The following is a 22,278-nucleotide window of genomic DNA, read 5'->3' on the forward strand; positions in this document are numbered from 1 at the left end:
GGTTCAGCCGGCACCGGGACGGGCGGAGCGGTAGTAGCGTTCGAGCCCGAGGGCCACGGCGTGGGCGTATTCGTGGAAGATCGACGGACGCAGCTCGCCGGCGATGTGGCGCAGGCCTTCGTAATCCCCGGCCTGGATGCGGGCGTAGTCCTCCTCCGAGTTCATGACGTAGGGCTCGGTGTAGATCACCGGGGCCTCATAGATGCGGTTGGCGAGCAGGTTGCGGCCCCACAGGTAGGGGTCGCCTGCAATGTTCACCGCGCGGCTGGAATTGGTCTCGTAGAAGAAGGGCGGCAGGTCGGTGAGCTCGGTGAATGCTTCGATCACCCGGCGGCTGACCGCCGTTTCCTCGGCATGGCTGCCACCGAGGATGTGGCGCGTGAGTTCGAAGCGCTGGTCGGCCAACGCGAGCTCGCTGGAGGTGTAGGCGCCGTTGACCAGCAGGTGGAGGTGGTTGAAGGGAACCAGCGAGGCATGCGAGGCCTCACCCCAGGGTTCGGCATTGAAGTGGAGGCAGACGACGAGGTCGGGGCGGATGTCGTTGTTGATGCGGGCCGCCCGGGCGCGGATTTCGGCGGTGCGGTAAAACAAGCGCTCGGCGAGCTGGGTGGGCGTCTGGAGGACGGATTCGGTGGCTTCGCCGAGAAAGGAATCGGGCCGGTAGTGGGTGACCGGCTCGTTGTTCGCGCGCACCAGCGTCACCTCCGCGCCGAGGTCCTGGAGCATCGGGCGCAGGAGCTTGGCGACGAGCAGGGTCATGTCGCCCTCGGCCACCGGAGCGTCGTCGCCGATCCGGAACCAGCGCTCTTCGAGCTTCGCCCAGTCGCCGCCGATGTGGCCGGGATCGATCGCGACGCGCAGGCCCTTGAGCGGCAGGTCGTCCGGAGCGGGCCCGAGCTCGGTGGCCGAGCGCCAGAACCGAGGCGGCGGAGCGGGATTTTCCGCGAAGCGGAGATGGTAGGGCCGGTTCGGGACGCCGGTCTGGATCAGCACGTCGTCCGCGCCGAGCATGAACCACTCGCGCCATTCCGACGAGGTGGTGAAGACCTTTTCCATGAGGCGCACGAAGTCCTCGCGACGGGCGGTGCCCTGCCACAGGTCGAGCTGGCTCCAATCGGGCGGCTCCGCGAGGTCCGACAGCATGGGCGACGGACCCGGCGGCGCCGGTTCCGGGTCCACGGTGTTGGCGGCAGGGGCCGGAGACGGGGGGCGCGCCATCGGAGTCCGCCATTTCCAGAGCGCCACGGCGGCCACCAGGGCACCGAGGAGCATGAGGAAAATGGACGATCGTGGGCCCTTCATGGTTTTTGCTTGGCGGGCATGGGACGGCGGGGTGCGATGACAGGCAAGCGGAACATGAATTCCTTGCGTATTCTTTTCTTGGGCGACGTGGTGGGGGAACCCGGGCGGACGGCCGTGATGAAGCTCCTTCCGGAGTTGAAGAAAGAACTCGGCGTCGGGTTCGCGATCGTCAATGGCGAGAACGCCGCGGGCGGGCGGGGGATCACGCCGAAGTTGTGCATCGACCTCCTGCGGGCCGGGGCGGCGGTGGTCACCACGGGCGACCATGTGTGGGACCAGAAGGAGATCGTCGATTATTTCCCCACCGAGCCGCGGCTGCTGCGGCCGATCAATTATCCGGAGGGCACACCCGGGGCGGGCTCCGTGGTGCTGGATACGGCGGCAGGCAGGGTGGCGGTGCTGCAGGCGCAGGGGCGGAGTTTCATGCAGCCGCCGCTGGAGAATCCATTCCTGGCGCTGGATGAGGCCATTGATCGCCTCAGGGCGGGGGGCGTGCGGATGATCTTCGTCGATTTCCACGCGGAAACCACCAGCGAGAAGATCGCCATGGGCCGGGCGCTCGATGGCCGGGCCTCGGTGGTGGTCGGCACCCACACTCACGTCCAGACGGCCGACGAGCGGATTTTTCCCGGCGGTACGGGTTTCCTGACGGATGCCGGGATGTGCGGGCCGGACGACAGCGTGCTGGGCCGCGCGGTCGAGTCGGTGGTGTGGCGTTTCCGCGCCAGCATGCCGACCCGGTTCCCGATCGCCGGAGGGCCTGTCCGGCTGTGCGGGGTGATCGCCGACCTGGACCCGGAGAGCGGTCGCTGCGTGGCCATCGAGCGCTTCCAGAGACTTGTCATCGAGGATGACGCAAACGTTCCTCCGGCCCCCGGAAAACCTTGAAAAATCAAGGGATTCCGGGCCATTTCGGGAAATGTATTTTCATCCCATATTTTTTTTGACAGGGTGGTCGGCTCTGTTAACGTCCGCCCCGCTCTTCCGGGGGGGTCACCACGGAAGCCGCTTTTCGTCGGGTTCCGCAAGGTTTCCGCTGAGGCGGTGGAGGTGATGGTCTCACCGGGAAGGCATCCAGCCGAATCGCTTGTGTAGCTCAGGGGTAGAGCACACCCTTGGTAAGGGTGAGGTCGTGGGTTCAATTCCCACCACAAGCTCCATCGGTTATCTACTTCATCAGCAGTCCAACGCGAACCACCACCATCATGGCCAAAGAAGCATTCACGCGCAACAAGCCCCACGTCAACGTCGGGACCATCGGTCACGTTGACCACGGCAAGACGACCCTGACCGCCGCGATCACCAACACCCTCGCCGACAAGGGCTACGCCAAGGCGAAGAAGTACGACGAAATCGACGGGGCTCCGGAAGAAAAGGAGCGCGGCATCACGATCTCGACCGCCCACGTCGAATACGAAACCGACAACCGCCACTACGCGCACGTCGACTGCCCCGGCCACGCCGACTACGTGAAGAACATGATCACCGGCGCCGCCCAGATGGACGGTGCGATCCTGGTGGTTTCCGCCGCCGATGGCCCGATGCCCCAGACCCGTGAGCACATCCTGCTCGCCCGTCAGGTGGGTGTGCCGGCCCTCGTGGTGTTCATGAACAAGGTCGATATGGTCGACGACGAGGAACTTCTCGAGCTCGTCGAGATGGAGGTCCGCGACCTTCTCTCCACCTACGACTTCCCGGGCGACGACATTCCGATCGTCAAGGGTTCCGCCCTCAAGGCTCTTGAAGGCGACGCCACCCACAAGGAGAACATCCTCAAGCTCATGGAAGCCGTGGACTCCTACATTCCGGAGCCCGAGCGTCCGATCGACCAGCCTTTCCTCATGCCGGTTGAAGACGTGTTCTCGATCGAAGGTCGGGGCACCGTTTGCACCGGTCGTGTCGAGCGTGGCATCATCAAGAAGATGGAAGAAGTCGAGATCGTCGGCATCCGCGACACGCAGAAGACCACCGTCACCGACATCGAAATGTTCCGCAAGCTGCTCGACGAAGGTCGTGCGGGTGACAACGTCGGCCTCCTCATCCGTGGCCTCAAGAAGAACGACGTCGAGCGCGGCCAGGTCATCGCCAAGCCGGGTTCGGTGAAGCCGCACAAGAAGTTCAACGCGGAGATCTACGTTCTCTCGAAGGAAGAAGGCGGCCGCCACACCCCGTTCTTCTCGAACTACCGCCCGCAGTTCTACTTCCGCACGACGGACGTGACCGGTTCCATCAAGCTGCCGGAAGGCGTCGAAATGGTGATGCCGGGCGACAACGTCAGTCTCGAAGTCGAGCTGATCACCCCGATTGCCATGGAGAAGACCATGCGCTTCGCCATCCGCGAAGGGGGCCGCACCGTGGGTGCCGGCCGTGTGGGCGATATCCTTGACTAATTACGATCACGGTCTCAGGTTCGCCGCCCGCCGCGATGCGGACCTGATTCCGAATCTCTCACGGGGCACCCTGGATTCTCCATCCGGGGTGCCCCGGCATCGCCTCCATCCACCAGCATTTTTTCCCAACACGGTAGTAGCTCAATTGGTAGAGCATCGGTCTCCAAAACCGAGGGTTGGGGGTTCGAGTCCCTCCTGCCGTGCCATTTTCCTGATCCCCCGTCTTCGATTTCCGCCATGTTTTCCAAGATTTCCAGATTCCTGGGCGAGGTGAAGAACGAGCTCCGCAAGGCCAGCTGGCCGTGGGAGTCCGATCCGAAGATCAAGGGCTTCAGGAAATACCGGGAACTCGTCGATTCCACCGTGGTCGTGCTGATCGCGACCGTTCTCCTGGCCGGGTTCGTCTCCTTGTGGGACATCATCCACACCCAGGTCATCTTTTTCCTCACCAAGCTCGGACGCTGACGCCCGCCGCGGCGCCGCCCCGGGGAATTCTTCCATCACTCGCTCATGCCCGTCATCCCACCAGCCGAACAGCAATGGTACGTGGTCCACGTTCTCTCCGGCCAGGAGCAGAAGGTGAAAAGCCGTATCCTGCGCGAAGCAGAGGCCGAGGAACTCGGCGACTGCATCTACGAAGTGCTGGTGCCGATGGAAATGGTGTCCGAGGTCCGCAAGGGCAAGAAAACCGAGACCAAGCGCAAATTCTTTCCCGGTTACATCATCGTCAACATGAACCTCCTCACGGAGGACAACCAGCTCGTCGAGAAGACTTGGTATTTCATCAAGGAAATGGAAGGCGTGATCGGCTTTGCCGGCACCAAGGACCGTCCGATTCCCATGCGCCAGCGTGAGGTGGACGCCATGCTTTCCCAGATCAAGGAGCGCGAGGAAAGCGCCCGCCCGGCGATCACCTTCGAGGTCGGCGATACCGTCAAGGTCGCCGACGGTCCCTTTGAAAGCCAGAACGGCGTGGTCGAGGAGATCGACCTCGAAAAGGGCAAGCTCCGCGTTTCGGTCACCATCTTCGGCCGTGCCACGCCGGTCGAACTCGAGTTCTGGCAGGTCGAGAAGGCCTGAGACCGATCCCTTTCAAAACCACCATCTAGCATCCCACCACCATGGCCAAGGAAGTCACCAACATCATCAAGCTCCAGATCCCGGCTGGCGCCGCCAACCCGTCCCCGCCCGTGGGTCCGGCGCTTGGTCAGGCCGGCGTCAATATCATGGGCTTCTGCAAGGAGTTCAACGCCGCGACACAGAGCCAGGCCGGCGACGTGCTGCCGGTCGTGATCACCGTCTTCAAGGACAAGAGCTTCACCTTCATCACCAAGAAGCCGCCGGCAGCGAACCTTCTCAAGAAGGCTGCCGGCATCGCCTCGGGTTCCGGTGAGCCGAACAAGAAGAAGATCGGCACCATCACCAAGGCCAAGCTCATGGAGGTCGTGGAAACCAAGATGCCCGACCTCAACACCAACGATCCCGAAGCCGCCGCGCGCATCCTCGCCGGCACCGCCCGTCAGATGGGCCTCGAGATCGAAGGCATGTAATCCTTTCCGCTCCCGCTCCGGCTGGAGATCCGAAAACCGCAGGAGGGTCGCCCGACCCGATCGCACTGCTCCCACTGACCATGCAAAAACAACGCAGCAAACGCTACAAGAAGGCCGCCGCGCTCGTCGAGACCGGCAAGACCTATGCGCTTGAGGAAGCCGTCGGCACCGTGAAGAAATTCCCGGCGCCGAAGTTCGACCCGACCGTGACCGTTTCCTTCCACCTGGGTGTCGACCCGCGGAAGAGCGACCAGATGGTCCGGGGATCCGTTTCCCTGCCGCACGGCACGGGCAAGAACGTCCGCGTCGCCGTCTTCGCCGCCGGTGCCGCCGCCGAGGCCGCCACCGCCGCCGGGGCCGAGTTCGTCGGATTTGAGGAACTCATCAAGAAGGTCCAGGGCGGCTTCACCGACTTCGACGTCGCCATCGCCACCCCGGAAGCCATGACCGAAGTCCGCAAGATCGCGCGGGTCCTCGGTCCCCGGGGTCTCATGCCGAACCCCAAGACCGGCACCGTGACCGACGACACCGCCAAGGCCGTCAACGAAGTCAAGGCCGGCCGGATCGACTACAAACTCGACAAGAACGGCAATGTCTCCGGCGCCATCGGCAAGGTTTCCTTCGACGAAAAAGCGCTGCTTGAAAACGCCCAGGCCTTCATCGACAGCGTCCTGCGCGCCAAGCCCGCCTCGGCCAAGGGCAACTACGTCCAGAGTGTGACGGTCGCCGCCGCCATGTGCCCCGGCGTGCCGCTCGAGTCCTCCATTTACACCAAGAACTGAGCCCACCCGCCATGAATCCCGATAAAAAGATCATCATCGACGAGCTGCTCGAGCGGGTGAACACCTCGCCCTTCGTGCTGGTGGTGGAATACACCGGCATGACCGTCCCGCAGTTCTCCGAACTCCGCAACCGCCTCGCCGCCACCGGCGCCGAGTGCCACGTGGCCAAGAACACCTACATGAAGAAGGCCCTCGCCGAGGCCGGTCTGCCGGACACCGGCGACCAGCTGGTCGGTCAGACCGCCTTCGTGACCGGTGAGTCCGACGTGGCCGCCGCGGCCAAGGTCCTCAAGACCTTCGAAAAGGAATTCCAGAAGCCGGCCATCAAGCTGGGCATTCTGGATGGCGACCTGCTCGACGAAGAGCAAGTCAAGGCCATCGCCGAACTTCCCTCGCGCGAAGTGCTGCTCGCCACCTTGCTCGGCGTCATCAACGCCCCGGCGACCAAGCTGCTCCGCACCATCAACGAGCCGGGCGCCTCGCTGGCGCGCGTCATTCAAGCAAAATTCAACCCCGAGGGTTAAATCGAAACAATCTGAACGGACGGCGCCGCCTCTCCGGGTGGCGCCCGAACTCACAATGGTTCCTCGTCGGACCCGCAGCCGTGGGCTGAAATGCCGGGAGGCCTCCCGGTGCGACGATACCGCAAAGGAGAAATACAATGGCTGATATCGCTGCAATTGCTGAAGAACTCGGAAAGCTCACCGTCCTGGAAGCTGCCGAACTCGTGAAGAAACTGGAAGAAGAGTGGGGCGTTTCCGCCGCCGCTCCCGTCGCCGCTGTCGCGGCCGGCCCTGCCGCCGGTCCTGCCGAAGCTGCTGAGGAAAAGACCGACTTCGACGTCGTGCTTGCCGATGCAGGTGGCAACAAGATCGCCGTCATCAAGGCGGTCCGCGAAGTGGTTCCCGGCCTCGGCCTCGCCGACGCCAAGAAACTCGTCGAAAGCGCTCCGGCCACCCTTGTCGAGGGTGCCGCCAAGGACGCCGCCGACGCCGCCAAGAAGAAACTCGAGGAAGCCGGCGCCAAGGTCGAGCTCAAGTAAGACTCTCGGTTTTTCCAAGAAATCCGGAGTCGCCCAGCGCGGCTCCGGATTTCCCGGCTCCGGCGCCGGCGCGAAACGTCCCCGATTCACTCGCATCGACCTTTCGCGCCGATCCCGGATTCAAGCTCCAAATCCTGATCCAAGAATTTCGCCCGGCCGAGCCTTCGGCCCGGGCTTAAACCGCACCCCGCAAACATTACAGACATCATGGCCAGCCGTCTCCATTTCGGGAAAATCGAGGAAGTGATCGATGCGCCGAACCTGATCGAGGTTCAGAGCCGCTCCTACGAGGATTTCCTCTCCAAAGACATTCCGCCCGGCGACCGGGGCGACAACGGTCTCCAGGCCGTGTTCCGCGAGGTGTTCCCGATCAAGAGCTACGACGAAGCGATCGAGCTCGACTTCGAATCCTACGACATCGAGGACCCCAAGATCACCTCGCTCGATGCCCTGCGCACCGGTGAAAGCTTCTCCGCCGCCCTCTACGTCAACTTCAAGCTGAAGGACGAAACCGGCGTCAAAAAGGAGCGCGTCTACATGGGCGAGCTGCCGATGATGACCCGCCGCGGCACCTTCATCATCAACGGCGCCGAGCGCGTGATCGTTTCCCAGCTGCACCGCTCGCCGGGCATCTGCTTCGAAACCTCCCAGCACCTCAACGGCAAGACCCTGCACAGCTTCCGCATCATCCCCGACCGCGGATCCTGGCTGGAAGTGCAGTTCGACACCAACGACCTGCTCTACGTTTACCTCGACCGCCGCCGCCGTCGGCGGAAGTTCCTCGCGACGACCTTCCTGCGGGCTCTCGGTTTCCCGACCGACCGCGACATCGTCTCGAACTTCTACACCATCGAGAAGCTCAAGCTGAAGGACGACATGGACGAGCAGGAGCTCGGCCACAAGGTGCCGTTCGAGGACATCCTCGACGGTGAGCTGGTCGTCGCCAAGGCCTACGAGCCGCTCACCATCGGCATCGTCAAGCAACTGCTGGCCCTCGGAAACAAGCAGGTCGACGTGATCGACGGCCGCGAGGACGAAATCCTTCTCAAGTCGCTCCGCAAGGACCCGGCCCACGATGAGGAAAGCGCGCTGAAGGACATCTACCGCAAGCTGCGCCCCGGCGACCCGCCGACCGCTGCCAACGCCCGCGCCCTTCTGAAGCGCCTGTTCTTCGACCCGAAGAAGTACGACCTGACCCGCGTCGGTCGTTACAAGATCAACAGCAAGCTCGAGATCGGGATCGATTCCGACCAGCGCATCATGGTGTCCGAGGACTTCCTCGCCGCCACCAAGTATCTCCTCCGCCTCAAGAAGGGCGAGGGTGTGATCGATGACATCGACCACCTCGGCTCCCGCCGCGTCCGCGCCGTGGGTGAACTCCTCGCCAACCAGTGCCGCGTGGGCCTCGCCCGCACCGAGCGCCTGGTGAAGGAGCGCATGACCCTGTTCGACGTGAACATCGAGGGCATGACCCCGCAGAAGCTGATCAACCCGAAGGCCCTCTCGGCCGTCGTGCGTGACTTCTTCGGCCGGTCCCAGCTCTCGCAGTTCATGGACCAGACCAACCCTCTGGCCGAGCTGACCCACAAGCGCCGCCTCTCGGCCCTCGGCCCGGGCGGTCTGAACCGCGACCGCGCCGGCTTTGAGGTGCGCGACGTCCACCCGTCCCACTACGGACGGATCTGCCCGATCGAGACCCCGGAAGGTCCCAACATCGGTCTGATCAACTCGATGTGCACCTATGCGCGCATCAACGAGTTCGGTTTCATCGAAACTCCCTACCGCCGCGTCAAGGGCAGCAAGGTTTCGAACGACATCGAGTACCTGACCGCCGACCAGGAGGAAAAGTTCCTCATCGCCCAGGCGAACAACCCGATCGACAAGTCCGGCAAGTTCCTCAACGAGAAGGTCACCGCCCGCGAAGCCGGCGGTGAGTTCATCGAAGTGGACCCGGCGACCGTCGACTACATGGACGTGTCGCCGAAGCAGCTCGTCTCCGTGGCGGCCGGTCTGATCCCGTTCCTCGAGCACGACGACGCCAACCGCGCGCTCATGGGCTCGAACATGCAACGCCAGGGCGTGCCGCTGCTCGTTTCCGAGTCGCCGCTCGTCGGCACCGGCCTCGAGGGCAAGACCGCCCGCGATTCCCGCGCCGTGGTGGTGTCCGAAGCCGATGGCATCGTGGCCGCCGCGACCGCGGAAATGATCATCACCACCGAGGACGGCAAGCTTCCCGTTTCCGACGAGAAGTTCCTTTCCGATCCGGAGTCGGTGAAAACCAACGTCAAGAAGGGCGTCTTCGCCTATCCGCTGCGCAAGTTCATGCGCTCGAACGCCGGCACCTGCATCAACCAGAAGCCGATCGTCAAGGCGGGCCAGAAGATCAAGAAGGGCGACGTGCTCGCCGACGGCCCGAACACCGAGGACGGCGAACTGGCCCTCGGCCGCAACGTGCTGGTCGCGTTCATGCCGTGGAACGGCTACAACTTCGAGGATGCCATCGTCATCTCCGAACGCGTGGTGAAGGAGGACATCTACACCTCCATCCACATCTCCGAGTTCGAGGTCGCCGCACGTGACACCAAGCTCGGTCCGGAGGAAATCACCCGCGACATCCCAAACGTCGGCGAGGACGCGCTGCGCAACCTCGACCACGACGGCATCATCCGCATCGGCGCCGAGGTGAAGCCCGGCGACATCCTGATCGGCAAGATCACGCCGAAGTCGGAGACGGAGCTTGCCCCGGAAGAGCGCCTGCTGCGCGCGATCTTCGGGGAAAAGGCCGCCGACGTGAAGGACACCTCGCTGCGCGTCCCCTCGGGCTGCACCGGCATCGTCCAGGACATCCGCGTTTCCTCCCACGGCACCGCCCGCAAGCGCGCCGAGAAGGTCGATCCGACCGAGCTCAAGAAGCAGCTCAAGAAGATCAACGACGAGCACAAGAAAAAAGCCGACAAGCTCACCGATGACCTGACCGAGAAGCTCTCGGACATCCTGCTTGGCGAAAAGATTCCGCTCGACGTGGTCAACGCCCAGACCGGCGAGATCATCATCCCGGCCAACCGCAAGATCACCAAGACGCTGCTGCGCAAGCTGGCCGCCGTCCACGATCACATCGAAATCGACCCGTCCCCGATCCGGAACAAGATCCTCGAAATCATCGGTTCTTTCGAAGGTCGCTTCGCCGAGCTCGACAACGAGCGTGAGCGCAAGCTCGACCAGCTCGAAGCCGGCGACGATGTCGATCCCGGCGTCATCAAGGAGGTCAAGGTCTTCGTCGCCGCCAAGCGCAAGCTGTCGGTGGGGGACAAGATGGCCGGCCGCCACGGCAACAAGGGTGTGGTCGCGACCATCGTGCCCGAGGAGGACATGCCTTTCCTCGACGACGGCACCCCGGTCGACATCTGCCTCAACCCGCTCGGCGTGCCTTCGCGGATGAACGTCGGCCAGGTGCTTGAAACCCACCTCGGCGTCGCCGCCAAGGCGCTCGGCTTCAAGGTGGCCACCCCGATTTTCGACGGGATCCCCGAAGCGAAAATCTGGGAGTTCATGACCGAGGCCAAGAAGGTCGATGGCGTGAACATCATCGGCGACGGCAGCCAGAAATCCCGCGAACGGAAGCCCAACGAGCCGGAAGGCCGCGGGTTTACCTGGATCGGTGACGGCAAGGACGGCTCCATCGGCGGTAAGTCGACCCTCTACGACGGTCGCACCGGCGAGGCCTTCCACCAACCGGTCGTGGTCGGCTACATCTACATGCTGAAGCTCGGTCACCTGGTGGCCGACAAGATCCACGCCCGTGCCGTCGGTCCCTACTCGCTCGTCACCCAGCAGCCGCTCGGGGGTAAGGCGCAATACGGCGGCCAGCGGTTCGGGGAAATGGAAGTGTGGGCGCTCGAAGCTTACGGTGCCGCCTACACCCTGCAGGAGCTGCTCACCGTCAAGTCCGACGACGTGCAGGGCCGGACCCGGATCTACGAAGCCATCGTCAAGGGCGACAACAACCTCGAGGCGGGCACGCCCGAGTCGTTCAACGTCCTCATCAAGGAAATGCAATCCCTCGGCCTGGACGTGCGTCCCGGCAAGCGGGGTTCGGAGCTCGGAGCCGCTGGAACTGCTGCCGCCGATGACTTCAACCTCGACGACCTCACCCTCTGATTCCAGCCACCACCCAACTACGACCCATTACCAACATGAGTGTTGAAACCAACCTCCGCGAACTCTTCGGTGTCGACGAAAAGCCCGACGCCTTCGATCAGGTGTCGATCACGGTGGCCGCGCCGGACACGATCCGCTCCTGGTCCAAGGGAGAGGTCAAAAACCCGGAAACCATCAACTACCGGACCTTCAAGCCCGAGAAAGGCGGTCTGTTCTGCGAGCGGATTTTCGGTCCCACCCGGGACTGGGAGTGCGCCTGCGGCAAGTACAAGCGCATCAAGCACAAGGGCGTCGTCTGCGACCGTTGCGGCGTGGAAGTCACCCTGAGCCGCGTGCGCCGCGAGCGCATGGGCCACATCGAGCTGGCCGTGCCCGTGTCGCACATCTGGTTCTACAAGTGCATGCCCTCGCGCATCGGCCTGGTGCTCGACATCAGCGCCCGCCAACTCGAGCGCGTCATCTACTACGAGGACTACATCGTCACCGAGCCGGGAAACACCCCGCTCGAGCGTGGCCAGCTGCTCACCGAGACCGAGCTGCGTGAGGCCGAGGACACCTATGGCGAGGAAAGCTTCCGCGCCGGCATGGGGGCCGAGGCCCTCCAGGATCTGCTCTCGCAGGTGGACCTGGTCGAGCTGCAGAAGCAGCTTGAGGAAGAACTCGCGACGACCCGCTCCAAGCAGAACAAGAAGAAGCTCTCCAAGCGTCTCAAGATCTCGCAGGGCTTCGCCCAGTCGAAGAGCCGTCCCGAGTGGATGATCATGACGGTCCTTCCCGTGATTCCTCCGGACCTCCGTCCGCTGGTTCCGCTGGAAGGTGGCCGCTTCGCGACCTCCGACCTCAACGACCTCTACCGCCGGGTCATCAACCGCAACAACCGGCTCAAGAACCTCCTCCAGCTCAAAACGCCGGAGGTCATCATCCGCAACGAAAAGCGGATGCTGCAGGAAGCCGTCGACGCCCTGTTCGACAACGGCCGCCACGGCCGCGCCGTGACCGGTGCCGGCAACCGTCCACTCAAGTCCCTCAGCGACATGCTCAAGGGCAAGGGTGGTCGTTTCCGCCAGAACCTCCTCGGCAAGCGGGTCGACTACTCGGGCCGTTCCGTCATCGTCATTGGTCCCGAGCTGAAGCTCAACCAGTGCGGTCTTCCCAAGAAGATGGCTCTCACCCTGTTCGAGCCCTTCATCATCCGTCGCCTCAAGGAACTCGGCTACTGCCACACGGTTCGCTCGGCGAAGAAGATGATCGACCGCAAGACCACCGAGGTGTGGGACATCCTCGCCGAGGTGACCAAGGGTCACCCGGTGATGCTGAACCGCGCGCCCACGCTGCACCGCCTTTCGATCCAGGCTTTCGAGCCGAAGCTGATCGAAGGTTCGGCGATCCGTGTCCACCCGCTCGTCTGCACCGCCTACAACGCGGACTTCGACGGTGACCAGATGGCCGTGCACGTGCCGCTCTCGGTCGAGGCCCAGATGGAGGCGCGCCAGCTGATGCTCGCGCCGAACAACATCTTCTCGCCCGCGTCCGGTCGCCCGATCACGACGCCGTCGCAGGACATCATTCTGGGTTCCTACTACCTGACCTGGGCGCCGACCCGCACCCAGGCCGACCGCGACAAGCAGGAGCACCTGCCGCTGTTCGAGAATTCCTCGGAAGTCGAGTTCGCGATCGCCTCGCGCAAGATCGGCTACCACACTTGGATCCGCCTCCGGAACCCCAACTTCGGGACCAAGGGCACGGTCTATGGCGTGGACGACGTGAAGATCATCGAGACCACCCCGGGCCGTGTTCGTTTCAACGAAATCTGGCCCGAAAAGCTCGGCTTCATCAACAAGACCGTCGGCAAGAAGCAGATGGGAGACGTGATCTGGCGTTGCTACCAGGTTGCCGGCCAGCAGAAGACGGTGGAGACCCTCGACCTCCTGAAGGGCCTTGGTTTCCGCGAAGCTTCCCGCTCCGGCACCTCGATCGGTATCGTCGACATGGTGATCCCGGAGGAAAAGCCGGCCATCATCGCCAAGGCCTACGAGGACGTCGAAAAGGTCACCAAGCAGTATCGCAACGGCGTCATCACCGATGGCGAGCGCTACCAGAAGGTCATCGACATTTGGACCCACGCCACCGACACCATCGCCTCCGCGCTTTATCGCAAGCTGGAGCACAACGACGGCAAGGGCATCAGCCCGCTGTTCATGATGGTCGACTCAGGCGCCCGGGGCAACAAGTCGCAGATCAAGCAGCTCTCCGGCATGCGCGGCCTGATGGCCAAGCCGTCCGGTGAGATCATCGAACGCCCGATTACCTCGAACTTCCGCGAGGGTCTGTCGGTGCTCGAGTACTTCATCTCCACCCACGGCGCCCGCAAGGGTCTGGCGGATACCGCGCTCAAGACCGCGGACTCCGGTTACATGACCCGCAAGCTGGTCGACGTGGCCCAGGACGTGATCGTCACCGAACCTGACTGCGGCACCGTCAATGGCATCATCGTCCGTCCGATCTACGACGGCGATGAGGAAGCCGCCTCGCTGGCGACACGCATCTACGGCCGCACCTCGTGCGAGGCCGTGAAGGATCCGGTTTCGGGTGAAACGCTGATCGCCGTCGATGACCTCGTCGATGAAAAGCGCGCCGATGCCGCCGAGCGGATCGGTTACGAACAGTTGAAGATCCGTTCCGTCCTCACCTGCGAGTCGGAACGCGGCTGCTGCGCGAAGTGCTACGGCCTCAACCTGGCGACCGGCAAGAGCGTCAAGATCGGTGAAGCGGTCGGCATCATCGCCGCCCAGTCGATCGGCGAACCCGGCACCCAGCTCACCATGCGGACCTTCCACGTGGGGGGTGTGGCGGCCTCGACCTTCAAGCAGCCGATCATCAACGCCAAGAACAACGGCGTGGTCGTCTACAAGGACCTGCGCGTCGTGCAGAACGACGAGGGCAACTGGGTCGTGCTCAACAAGAACGGTTCGCTTTCCGTCCGCGACAAGGGCGGCCTGGAACTCGAGGCCCACAACATCGTCATCGGCTCGGTCATCGAGATCAAGGATGGCGAGGAAGTGAAGAAGGGTGCGACGATCGCCACCTGGGACCCCTACAACGTGCCGATCATCACCGAGAAGGCCGGTAAGGTGGAGTTCCGCGACATGATCGCGGGCATCACCGTCCAGTCGGAAACGGACAAGTCGACCGGCAAGAAGGGCATGGTCGTCACCGAGCACAAGGAGGACCTCCACCCGCAGGTCGTGATCGTGGATCCGAAGAGCGGCGACGTGCTCGCCAGCTACTCGATTCCGGTCGGGGCCCACCTTTCCGTGAAGGAAAACAGCAAGGTGGCCGGCGGTGTGCAGCTCGCCAAGACTCCCCGGAAGGTGGCCCGCACCAAGGACATCACCGGCGGTCTTCCGCGGGTGGCCGAGTTGTTCGAAGCCCGCAAGCCCAAGGATGCCTGCGTCATCGCCAAAATCGATGGCGAGATCTCCTTCGGCGGCACGGTCCGCGGCAAGAAGAAGGTCATCGCCACCGATCCGGAAAGCGGCGAGAGCGTCGATCACCTCGTGCCCATGGGCCGTCACATCATCGTGACCGAAGGTGACCAGGTGAAGCGGGGCGACCAGATCACGGAAGGCCCGGTTTCTCCGGAGGACCTTCTCGAGGCCTGCGGTGCCCAGGAGCTTCAGGAGCACCTGGTCAACGAAGTCCAGTCGGTCTATCGTGTCCAGGGTGTGGAAATCAACGACAAGCACATCGAGATCATCATCCGCCAGATGCTGCGCAAGGTGAAGATCACCGACCCGGGCGATGCCGACCAGTTCCTGTGGGGCGACCAGATCGACCGCACGACCTTCAATCAGGTCAATGAGCAGATCATCGCCAACGGGGGTAAGCCGGCCGAAGCCGAAGCGGTGCTATTGGGCATCACCAAGGCCTCGCTGGAAACCGACTCGTTCATCTCCGCGGCGTCCTTCCAGGATACCACCCGCGTGCTGACCGAAGCGGCCACCCTCGGCAAGATCGACTACCTCAGCGGCTTCAAGGAGAACGTGATCATGGGTCACCTGATCCCCGCCGGCACCGGTTTCGAGCGCCACCGCGACAGCGAGATCGAGTTCACCGTCGAGGAACCCGAGCCGGTCTTCGAGGAGCCCGTGTCCGAAGAGGACGAGGCTCCCGCGACCGAAGTCGAGAGCGCCTGACGACCGATTCCTTCCAGCCGGTCCCGCCATCCGCGGGGCCGGCTTTTTTGTTTCCCCGGAAACCCCGCTCAGCCGGAGGAGGCGGGCTTTTTCCTCAAACCGAGGGTCGCCCTTGCGGCAGGGTGGCCAGCAGGTCGCGGGAGCAGCCCTTGAGCTTGAACCATCCCTCCTTGTGACCCACCGGCTTGATCGGATTGGAGACAATGATCGCGATCAGGGAAAAAATCACCAGCAGAGTGCCTCCGAGCCCGCAGGCGCCGGCGGTGGAGTCATTGTCGGTGGTGGCTGCGAGAACAACGGCGGCCCTCGGCCCGGAAGTTAGCACGGTTCGGCAGTTCCGGTGGGAGTAGTGGACTGCCCAACGTCGTCGGCGGGGCGTAGGGGTTCGAGGAGGCGTCTTCCATGCTTGCGCGGAGTCTGGGCCATCCTGCGGGCGCGTCGCAAGGGGGGAGCGTGTTCGCCCGGCTGGGAACGAACCCATTGACGAACCGATGTGAATCCGACAGGAGTTAAGGGGTATGAAATGGATAGCTTTGGCCGGTCTTTCTCTGGGTCTCTTGGGAAGTTGTGATGAAAAGGATGCGGACGGTGTCCCGCCCTCCGATGGTGCGGGATCCCGCTCCGTGGGCTCTTCGTCGATCGAGCCCTCCGTCGCCTCCGACAATGCGACCGAGGGGGTTTCCCCGAAACTGAGGGTCCGGCCTCCCAAGACCGAAGGGCGGCCGGTGGCGAAGATAACCAAGGCGGGATATGCCATCAGCCCGATGTCAGGCAAGGAGGTGTTCATCGAGGGTCTTGAGGCCGGCACGGTGATGAGGGATCCGGAGTTTCCCGATGATGAACACGGCTATTTCGTGGTTCCCGAAGTCGAGGAGAAAGAGCCGGGCGATGGTCCGGCGGTTGCGACGGCGGTGCCGGGCAAGGCCGGCTTCGTTTTCAGCCCCTTCAACAACAAGATCATCGACGTGAAGGGGATACCGCCGGGAACCCTGGTGGTGGACCCCACCTTTCCCCCCAGTGAAAAGAAGTGCCTGCGCGTTCCCGCCGATCCGAATCTGATCGTCACGGAAACGCCACAGGAATAGGCCTTCAGGTTCCGCTGCGGAAAATGATCACCCGCTGATCGACTTGGCGCAGGCTGGGGTCGGCATCCGCGGGGAAGCGAGCTTCGGTATCTCCGTGGCCGATCGGAATCAGCCGCGTGGGATCAACGCCCTCGCGCACCAACGCACGGGCGATCGATTCAGCACGGTGCTGGGTCAGCTTGCGCGCCGAGCTGCTGCCCGCCGCGGTGTGGACCTCGATCACGAAGCGGTCGTTTTCCAAACCGCCCCCGCTGATCGCATCGCCGAGGGCATGGAGCATGGCGAAGGAATGATCGTCGGCCAGCTGGGTGCTGCCTTCCATGAACAGGATGTCATTGCTGGAGAGCATCGAATTATCATCGATCGCATAGGAGACCACTTGCGCCTGATCGGCCCGTTCGGACTCGGGCAGCTTGTCCCAGTCGGCCGGCACCGTCTTCCGCGCCTCCTTCAACGGCTGGATGGCGACCCGGTCGAGGGCGGCCGAAGCGAGAAGCACTGCCGGAATCGCGGCGCGGTCCGGATAAGTGACATAGCGCTTTCCATGATCCGCGAAGCGGGCGGGGACTTCGTTGGTTTCGCCCGCCTCGTTGCTCATCGGTCTCGGATCGCGGATGGAGGTGCGGAAAAACTCGGGGGCGAGATCGGCCGATTCCCTGCCGTTGAGGCGGGCGCGGATGAAGTCGACGGCTTGCTGATGCACGTCTCGATCGGCGGGGGACATCTCGTCATCCATTCCGACGCGCAAGGTTTGCTCCTCCCGGGCCACCTCGGCGCGCGACACCGGTCCCTCCGCGCCCAGGACCTGCTCGATGACCGCCATCGCGGAGTCTTCTCCCTTGAGATCCAGCTTGGTGGCCTGAAGGTCTTCCTCCAAGCTGCTGGTGGCTTCTTCGACGGGGGGAATCGAGCCGGGGGAGCGGTCGGTTTCCGGCAGGGGCGCGGTGGGTGAAACGGCGGGAGCATCCTCCAAAGGCCGGGCATCGGGAGAGGCCTTCGAAGGATCCCGGTCCTTCAGCGACCGGGCTTCCGGCGAGGCCTTGGAATCTTCGCGGTCTTGAACCGGATGCGAATCATCGCCGGCCTGGCCTCGGGAGGAGTCCATTTCCGGAGTGGCCTCGGGACTGGCTTCGGGCTCGTTGTCTTCAACTCTCCGGGCTTCAGGGGAAGCCTTGGAGCTGTCATCCCGCACCGGCTCGGAGTCGGGGGAGGCCTTGGGGTCGGAATCACGGGACGGCTGCGTTTCCCGGCTGGTGAGAGGAGTCGTATCACGAACTTCCTTGGACTCGGGATTGGCGGCATCGTTCGGGTCGCGAACCGGAGTCGATTCCTCGCCTGCCGCGCGGGCGCTGTCGCGGACCGGTTGCGACTCGGGGTTGGCCGTGTCTTTCGCGAAAGCGATCGGACCCGTGAGGGGCGCGAGGGTCAGCAGGGCGGCAAGAGTGGCAGTGATGGAAGGTGGAGTTTTCATGGGAAGGGCTGTCGCGCGATGCGTGCCGCCGAAGTTTCCTTGAAGGCTCGGGCTTTCGACGCCGCGGGTGGGAAACCGGCGGCGCAAATTGCCGGACGGGACCTTTTTCGCCTGCAATCTGCAATTCCTGAATCCGGTCGACATGATGGATCGCGCCCGAACTCCGGGCCCTGAGGGGTGGCACCCGGCCTGCGAAGAAAGGAAGCCCATGAACGCGATCTCGAAGACCTTGCTCCCCGCCGCCGGCCTGGCGGTCGCATTGGGTGCGGTCATGGCGGATGAGAAAAGCGGGTTCGCTCCCTCGGCGGTGACACGGGACGATGTGACCCCGTGCCTGTTCGAGGTGCCGGCGCCGCGGGGACTGATCCTCGACCGGGCTGGGCGCGTCCTGGCGGACACGGTCGTCGCCCGGCAAGTGCTGCTGGCCATCCCGGTGGATGGCGGCGAGTCAGCCGAGCATTACATCGAGTCGGTGCATGACCGTCTGTCGCAGGCGCCCGACTCATTGCGGGCCTTGCTCCACATGCCGAGCGAGCCGACCTTGAAAAAACATTTCCAGTTCCGCCGCCGGCTGCCGCTCGTGATTTCCGATCCGCTCGAAATGGCGGACGACTCCACCGTTCGCAAGGAGGCGACCGATGCGGGTTTCTTGCTACGACCGGTTTATCTCCGCCACTATCCCGGCGACCGAACGGCGGCTCATCTGATCGGGCATCTGGGAAGCGACTTCATTCCCGAGCATGGTCTTCTTCGCCAGCGCGAGCCACTGTGGCGAACCACGGTGGGCAAGTCAGGCATCGAGGGTGCGATGGACAAAGCGCTGAGCGGTCAGCCCGGCTTGATGTCGGTCGCCTTTGACGACGCATGCCGTCCGGTTTCTCAAGATACGATCGAGGCGCCTCAAGCGGGTAACGCGGTGGTGCTCACCCTGGACCTCGCGGTCCAGCGCTCGGTCGAGTCCGCCCTGCGCCAGGCCGGCCGACCCGGCGCGGCGGTGATCCTCGACAGCCGCACGGGCGACCTGCTGGCCTCGGCTTCATGGCCGACGTTCCGTCCGGCGGACTTCGCCTGGTCGGTGAAACCGGCGGTCTACCAAGAGCTTTCCGAGAGCCCGCGGGCGCCGCTGTTTGACCGGGCTCTTCAGGGAAATTATCCGCCCGGTTCCGTGTTCAAGCCGGTCACGGCGGCGGCCGCCATGGAGAGCCGGGTCGTTTCACCATCCGAACGGATTTTCTGCGGACCCGAGCTGGAGATTGCGGGCCGGATCTTCCGCAACTGGTCCGATCGCGACGAAGGTTTGTTCACGCTGTCCAGCGCCTTGGTGAGGTCCTGCAACACCTACTTTTATGAACTGGGTCTCCGCACCGGCGATCGCCCGCTGCTGGGATGGGCCCGCCGCTTCGGATTCGGCAGTGCGCCGACGATGGTGGTGGGCACGGGGGCGGGAGCTTTGCCGGGCTCCGCTCCGTCCGCGCAAGCGGTGGCCAATCTTTCCATCGGCCAGGGCCCGATCGATGCCAGTCCGCTTCAGGTGGCCCTCATGATGGGGGGCTGGTGCCGCGGATTCTATCTGCCATCGCCCCGCCTGCTTCAGCAGGTGCAGGATGGCCAGGGACGCTTGGTGGAGACCCGGGATTTGCGTCCGGCGGTCCGGCTCGGGCTTTCTGAAACCACCCTGAACGCGGTCAACAGCGGCCTCTATGGCGTGGTCAACCACGAGCGCGGAACCGGCAAGGCGGCCCGCCACGAATACGTGCCGGTTTACGGAAAAACGGGAACAGCCCAGTGGAAGAATCATGGCCGGGATGCCTCGGTCGTCTGGTTCGCGGGCTTCGTGCCGAACTCCACGCCTCCCATCTCATTCGCGGTGGTGATGGAGGGCGAGCCGGGCGAGCGCATCTTCGGCGGCTCGACCGCCGCACCGGTGGCCTCGCAGTTTCTCCACGATGTCTTCCGGCGCGATCATGAGGGCTGCATCCGCCGCGGGCCCACTTCCGGCCCGGTCCCTCTGCAGGACTACACGCTTATCGAAAGTCTTGATGTCCCCGCGGCCATTCCGCTGGCCGAACCCGTGACCCTTGTCCGATGAACCGCCTCCGCTCCTTCCGCCGCTTGTTTCATCCGCGCCATTGGCCCGCGTGGGCTAAAATCGTTGCCGCGCTGGTGGCGCTCATTGCCCTCGCCGGGATCGCGACGGTGGGTGGCATCGCGATCAAGTATTCGCGGATCGCCGCGGGCTACGATTTGAAGGCCGTGGATGAAATGGAGACCGGTGCCTTGGTAAGAGACTCGGCGGGGAAGGATCTGGGGCGGATCTTCATCGAAAGCCGTTCCCTGGTACGGCTCGATGAGGTTTCCCCGCTGCTGGTCGATGCCGTCGTCGCCACCGAGGACGCCCGTTTTTTTCATCATCCCGGATTCGACATGATCGGCATGCTGCGATCCGCTGTGGTGAACGTCGAGGCCGGCGAGATCAAGCAGGGCGGCAGCACCATCACCCAACAACTCGCCCGCCATGTCTATCATCTCCGGGGCAAAAGTTTCGACCGCAAGTTTACCGAAATCTTCGTCGCCCTCCGGCTGGAAGAGAGATACTCGAAGCACCGGATTCTCGAGCATTATCTCAACCGCATCTATCTCGGCAGCGGCTTCTATGGGATCGGCTCCGCCACTGAAGGTTATTTCGGAGTGGCGCCCTCGCAGGTGAACCTGGCCCAGGCGGCGACCATCGCGGGTATCATCAAGGGACCGTCGAGCTTCTCGCCCTTTGTCGATGCCGATGAGGCGCGGCGGGTGCGGAACCTGACGCTGTGCCGGATGCGGGACCTCGGCATGATCGGGGAAAAGGAGTGCTCCGAAACCTGCGCGTTGCCGGTCGAGGTGCTTCCCGAAAGTCAACGCGACAACCAGCCCGACTTCGCGCTGGAGGCGATCCGCCGGGAGGTCGAGAGCCACTTTTCCAAACGCCTGCAACTGGACGGCGGGACGGTCGAATCCACGCTGGAGGGCCGGCTCAATCTGGTGGCCGTGGAGGCCATCCAACGGCAGCTGGAAAAGGTCGAGGCCGAGCATCCCGAGAGCACCCGCACGGGCGATCGCCGTTGCTCCGCGGACGAACGCCTGGAGGGCGCGGCAGTGGTGATCGACAACCAAAGCGGAGCCCTGCTTGCCGCCGTGGGCGGGCGGGACTTCGCCACCGGGTCCTTTGATCGCGCCTTCCTCGGGCGGCGGCCTCCGGGCACCGCGTTCCTGCCCTTCGTTTATGCCACCTACCTCGATCAGGACCCCACCCATCTGCACGCCGAGGTGCTCGATGCGCCGCTCGACAACGCCTCGGTCATGGTCGGCGGCACCGACGGGATGCTCGCCGAGTGGGGGGCGGATGCCGGCCGCTTCGAGGACCGGCTGACGATGCCTTTCGCGTTCGTGAAATCCAAGACCGGCGCCGCGGTGAGGATCGGGAATCGCTGTAAGTTCGATGACTTCATCGCATTGGTGAAACAGTCGGGGATCCGATCGGAATTGCGCCCTTACCCGGCCAGCTTTCTGGGCTCCTCCTCGGTGCGGGTGATCGAGCTGGCGCGTGCCTTCACGGCCTTTCCCAATGCCGGTGCGCCGTGCCCGCCGGTGACGACGGTCACCGCCGTCAATGACCGCCACGGCGGCCGGCACGTCGGGCCTGACGGCCTTCCTCCGGCCGGTGCGATGCGACCTGAAACCGCCGTGATCCTGCGCGAACTGATGGCCGCCCGCCTGCGCGAGCCCCGCTATGCGGAAATGCTGGCCGTGAACGGCCTCGACCGGCTCGGGCTGATCGGCCAGCCGGGAAGTTCCTACGGTTTCCACGATGGCTGGTTCCTGGGCTCGGACCGCCATGTCACCTGCGCCGTGTGGGTCGGACAGGCCGATGGCCGCAAGCTGCCAGTCGACTACCCCGGCCTCACCATGGCGATGCCGATCTGGTCGGAAATCATGGCCGCCGCCTGTGACTCGCATCCCGAGGGCTGGCCGCTCGATGCCGATCATCTCGACGACGCCGTGTGCCTGCGCTCCGACGGCCGGGCCACGGCGGCTTGCCTGGACGATCCCGCAGGCCTGGTCATCCGGTCCCCCGTGCTTGCCGGCTTCCGCTCGGAAGCCTGCAGGCACGCGGATCTCGACCATGAACCCGACGCGCCGCCCAAGGCGGTGCCGGTCGTGAATTCCGCGCACCACCGCTACGTCGAGCCGCAGGGCCCGATCGTGGAAGGCGAGGATCCTTATCGCGTCGAGCTTCGCTAGTTCAGCCGGGGGCTTCCCTTC

The 22,278-nt window shown here is 64.0% G+C and carries 16 protein-coding genes and 2 tRNA genes; 15 read left to right on the forward strand and 3 right to left on the reverse strand.

Annotation, left to right across the window (positions count from 1 at the left end):
* Positions 1 to 3: 3 nt before the first annotated feature.
* Positions 4 to 1,302, reverse strand: a complete 1,299-nt coding sequence (locus tag ABXH26_RS08180) for an N-acetylmuramoyl-L-alanine amidase (RefSeq protein ID WP_353566563.1) — start codon at positions 1,300 to 1,302, stop codon at positions 4 to 6.
* Positions 1,303 to 1,356: 54 nt separating this feature from the next.
* On the opposite strand from ABXH26_RS08180, the gene ABXH26_RS08185 reads away from it, so the two are divergent.
* The 12 genes from ABXH26_RS08185 (at position 1,357) to rpoC (ending at position 15,420) form a co-directional block, all read left to right on the forward strand.
* Positions 1,357 to 2,190, forward strand: a complete 834-nt coding sequence (locus ABXH26_RS08185) for a TIGR00282 family metallophosphoesterase (RefSeq protein ID WP_353566564.1) — start codon at positions 1,357 to 1,359, stop codon at positions 2,188 to 2,190.
* A 197-nt stretch (positions 2,191 to 2,387) separates the two neighbouring features.
* Positions 2,388 to 2,462: transfer RNA gene (locus ABXH26_RS08190), tRNA-Thr, on the forward strand.
* A 45-nt stretch (positions 2,463 to 2,507) separates the two neighbouring features.
* Complete coding sequence (tuf, locus tag ABXH26_RS08195; protein ID WP_353566565.1) at positions 2,508 to 3,692, forward strand: elongation factor Tu; 1,185 nt, start codon at positions 2,508 to 2,510, stop codon at positions 3,690 to 3,692.
* 130 nt (positions 3,693 to 3,822) lie between these two features.
* A tRNA-Trp gene (locus ABXH26_RS08200) sits at positions 3,823 to 3,898 on the forward strand.
* Between the two features lie 31 nt (positions 3,899 to 3,929).
* Positions 3,930 to 4,157: a preprotein translocase subunit SecE gene (locus ABXH26_RS08205; protein WP_353566566.1), complete on the forward strand. Its 228-nt coding sequence runs from the start codon at positions 3,930 to 3,932 to the stop codon at positions 4,155 to 4,157.
* A gap of 45 nt (positions 4,158 to 4,202) precedes the next feature.
* Positions 4,203 to 4,772 (forward strand): transcription termination/antitermination protein NusG, encoded by a 570-nt coding sequence (gene nusG / locus ABXH26_RS08210; RefSeq protein ID WP_353566567.1) that lies wholly within the window; start codon positions 4,203 to 4,205, stop codon positions 4,770 to 4,772.
* Positions 4,773 to 4,813: 41 nt separating this feature from the next.
* Positions 4,814 to 5,242 carry a 50S ribosomal protein L11 gene (rplK, locus tag ABXH26_RS08215; RefSeq protein WP_353566568.1) on the forward strand — a complete coding sequence of 143 codons (429 nt, stop codon included), beginning with the start codon at positions 4,814 to 4,816 and terminating at the stop codon, positions 5,240 to 5,242.
* A gap of 80 nt (positions 5,243 to 5,322) precedes the next feature.
* Positions 5,323 to 6,024 (forward strand): 50S ribosomal protein L1, encoded by a 702-nt coding sequence (gene rplA / locus ABXH26_RS08220; RefSeq protein WP_353566569.1) that lies wholly within the window; start codon positions 5,323 to 5,325, stop codon positions 6,022 to 6,024.
* 11 nt (positions 6,025 to 6,035) lie between these two features.
* Positions 6,036 to 6,548: a 50S ribosomal protein L10 gene (rplJ, locus tag ABXH26_RS08225; protein ID WP_353566570.1), complete on the forward strand. Its 513-nt coding sequence runs from the start codon at positions 6,036 to 6,038 to the stop codon at positions 6,546 to 6,548.
* A 137-nt stretch (positions 6,549 to 6,685) separates the two neighbouring features.
* Complete coding sequence (gene rplL / locus ABXH26_RS08230; protein ID WP_353566571.1) at positions 6,686 to 7,066, forward strand: 50S ribosomal protein L7/L12; 381 nt, start codon at positions 6,686 to 6,688, stop codon at positions 7,064 to 7,066.
* Between the two features lie 207 nt (positions 7,067 to 7,273).
* On the forward strand, positions 7,274 to 11,224 hold the full coding sequence (rpoB, locus tag ABXH26_RS08235; RefSeq protein ID WP_353566572.1) for a DNA-directed RNA polymerase subunit beta: 3,951 nt from the start codon (positions 7,274 to 7,276) through the stop codon (positions 11,222 to 11,224).
* A gap of 35 nt (positions 11,225 to 11,259) precedes the next feature.
* Entirely contained in the window at positions 11,260 to 15,420 is a 4,161-nt protein-coding gene (gene rpoC, locus ABXH26_RS08240) for a DNA-directed RNA polymerase subunit beta' (protein ID WP_353566573.1), read from the forward strand.
* Between the two features lie 94 nt (positions 15,421 to 15,514).
* On the opposite strand, the gene ABXH26_RS08245 is transcribed toward rpoC, so the two are convergent.
* Positions 15,515 to 15,745 carry a hypothetical protein gene (locus tag ABXH26_RS08245; RefSeq protein WP_353566574.1) on the reverse strand — a complete coding sequence of 77 codons (231 nt, stop codon included), beginning with the start codon at positions 15,743 to 15,745 and terminating at the stop codon, positions 15,515 to 15,517.
* 400 nt (positions 15,746 to 16,145) lie between these two features.
* Here ABXH26_RS08245 and ABXH26_RS08250 point away from each other — a divergent pair, with 400 nt between their 5' ends.
* The gene (locus ABXH26_RS08250; protein WP_353566575.1) at positions 16,146 to 16,505 is read left to right on the forward strand and encodes a hypothetical protein; all 360 of its coding nucleotides are present in this window, start codon (positions 16,146 to 16,148) and stop codon (positions 16,503 to 16,505) included.
* 4 nt (positions 16,506 to 16,509) lie between these two features.
* Here ABXH26_RS08250 and ABXH26_RS08255 read toward each other — a convergent pair whose 3' ends face one another.
* Complete coding sequence (locus ABXH26_RS08255) at positions 16,510 to 17,976, reverse strand: OmpA family protein (RefSeq protein ID WP_353566576.1); 1,467 nt, start codon at positions 17,974 to 17,976, stop codon at positions 16,510 to 16,512.
* Positions 17,977 to 18,184: 208 nt separating this feature from the next.
* Between ABXH26_RS08255 and ABXH26_RS08260 the strand changes: the two genes are divergently transcribed.
* Positions 18,185 to 20,065 carry a peptidoglycan D,D-transpeptidase FtsI family protein gene (locus ABXH26_RS08260; RefSeq protein ID WP_353566577.1) on the forward strand — a complete coding sequence of 627 codons (1,881 nt, stop codon included), beginning with the start codon at positions 18,185 to 18,187 and terminating at the stop codon, positions 20,063 to 20,065.
* The gene (locus ABXH26_RS08265) at positions 20,062 to 22,257 is read left to right on the forward strand and encodes a transglycosylase domain-containing protein (protein WP_353566578.1); all 2,196 of its coding nucleotides are present in this window, start codon (positions 20,062 to 20,064) and stop codon (positions 22,255 to 22,257) included. The genes ABXH26_RS08260 and ABXH26_RS08265 overlap by 4 nt, the downstream gene beginning before the upstream one ends.
* Positions 22,258 to 22,278 lie beyond the last annotated feature (21 nt).

This window comes from Haloferula sargassicola (genome assembly GCF_040362925.1).
GTDB lineage: Bacteria > Verrucomicrobiota > Verrucomicrobiia > Verrucomicrobiales > Akkermansiaceae > Haloferula > Haloferula sargassicola.

Bases quoted from the DNA above. Each gene is read 5' to 3' on its own strand.
- tuf (WP_353566565.1), top strand. From the start codon at position 2,508: ATGGCCAAAGAAGCATTCACGCGCAACAAGCCCCACGTCAACGTCGGG.
- ABXH26_RS08180 (WP_353566563.1), bottom strand. From the start codon at position 1,302: ATGAAGGGCCCACGATCGTCCATTTTCCTCATGCTCCTCGGTGCCCTG.
- ABXH26_RS08185 (WP_353566564.1), top strand. From the start codon at position 1,357: ATGAATTCCTTGCGTATTCTTTTCTTGGGCGACGTGGTGGGGGAACCC.
- ABXH26_RS08260 (WP_353566577.1), top strand. From the start codon at position 18,185: ATGAACGCGATCTCGAAGACCTTGCTCCCCGCCGCCGGCCTGGCGGTC.
- rplJ (WP_353566570.1), top strand. From the start codon at position 6,036: ATGAATCCCGATAAAAAGATCATCATCGACGAGCTGCTCGAGCGGGTG.
- rpoB (WP_353566572.1), top strand. From the start codon at position 7,274: ATGGCCAGCCGTCTCCATTTCGGGAAAATCGAGGAAGTGATCGATGCG.
- ABXH26_RS08205 (WP_353566566.1), top strand. From the start codon at position 3,930: ATGTTTTCCAAGATTTCCAGATTCCTGGGCGAGGTGAAGAACGAGCTC.
- nusG (WP_353566567.1), top strand. From the start codon at position 4,203: ATGCCCGTCATCCCACCAGCCGAACAGCAATGGTACGTGGTCCACGTT.
- rplL (WP_353566571.1), top strand. From the start codon at position 6,686: ATGGCTGATATCGCTGCAATTGCTGAAGAACTCGGAAAGCTCACCGTC.
- rplA (WP_353566569.1), top strand. From the start codon at position 5,323: ATGCAAAAACAACGCAGCAAACGCTACAAGAAGGCCGCCGCGCTCGTC.
- ABXH26_RS08255 (WP_353566576.1), bottom strand. From the start codon at position 17,976: ATGAAAACTCCACCTTCCATCACTGCCACTCTTGCCGCCCTGCTGACC.
- rpoC (WP_353566573.1), top strand. From the start codon at position 11,260: ATGAGTGTTGAAACCAACCTCCGCGAACTCTTCGGTGTCGACGAAAAG.
- ABXH26_RS08265 (WP_353566578.1), top strand. From the start codon at position 20,062: ATGAACCGCCTCCGCTCCTTCCGCCGCTTGTTTCATCCGCGCCATTGG.
- rplK (WP_353566568.1), top strand. From the start codon at position 4,814: ATGGCCAAGGAAGTCACCAACATCATCAAGCTCCAGATCCCGGCTGGC.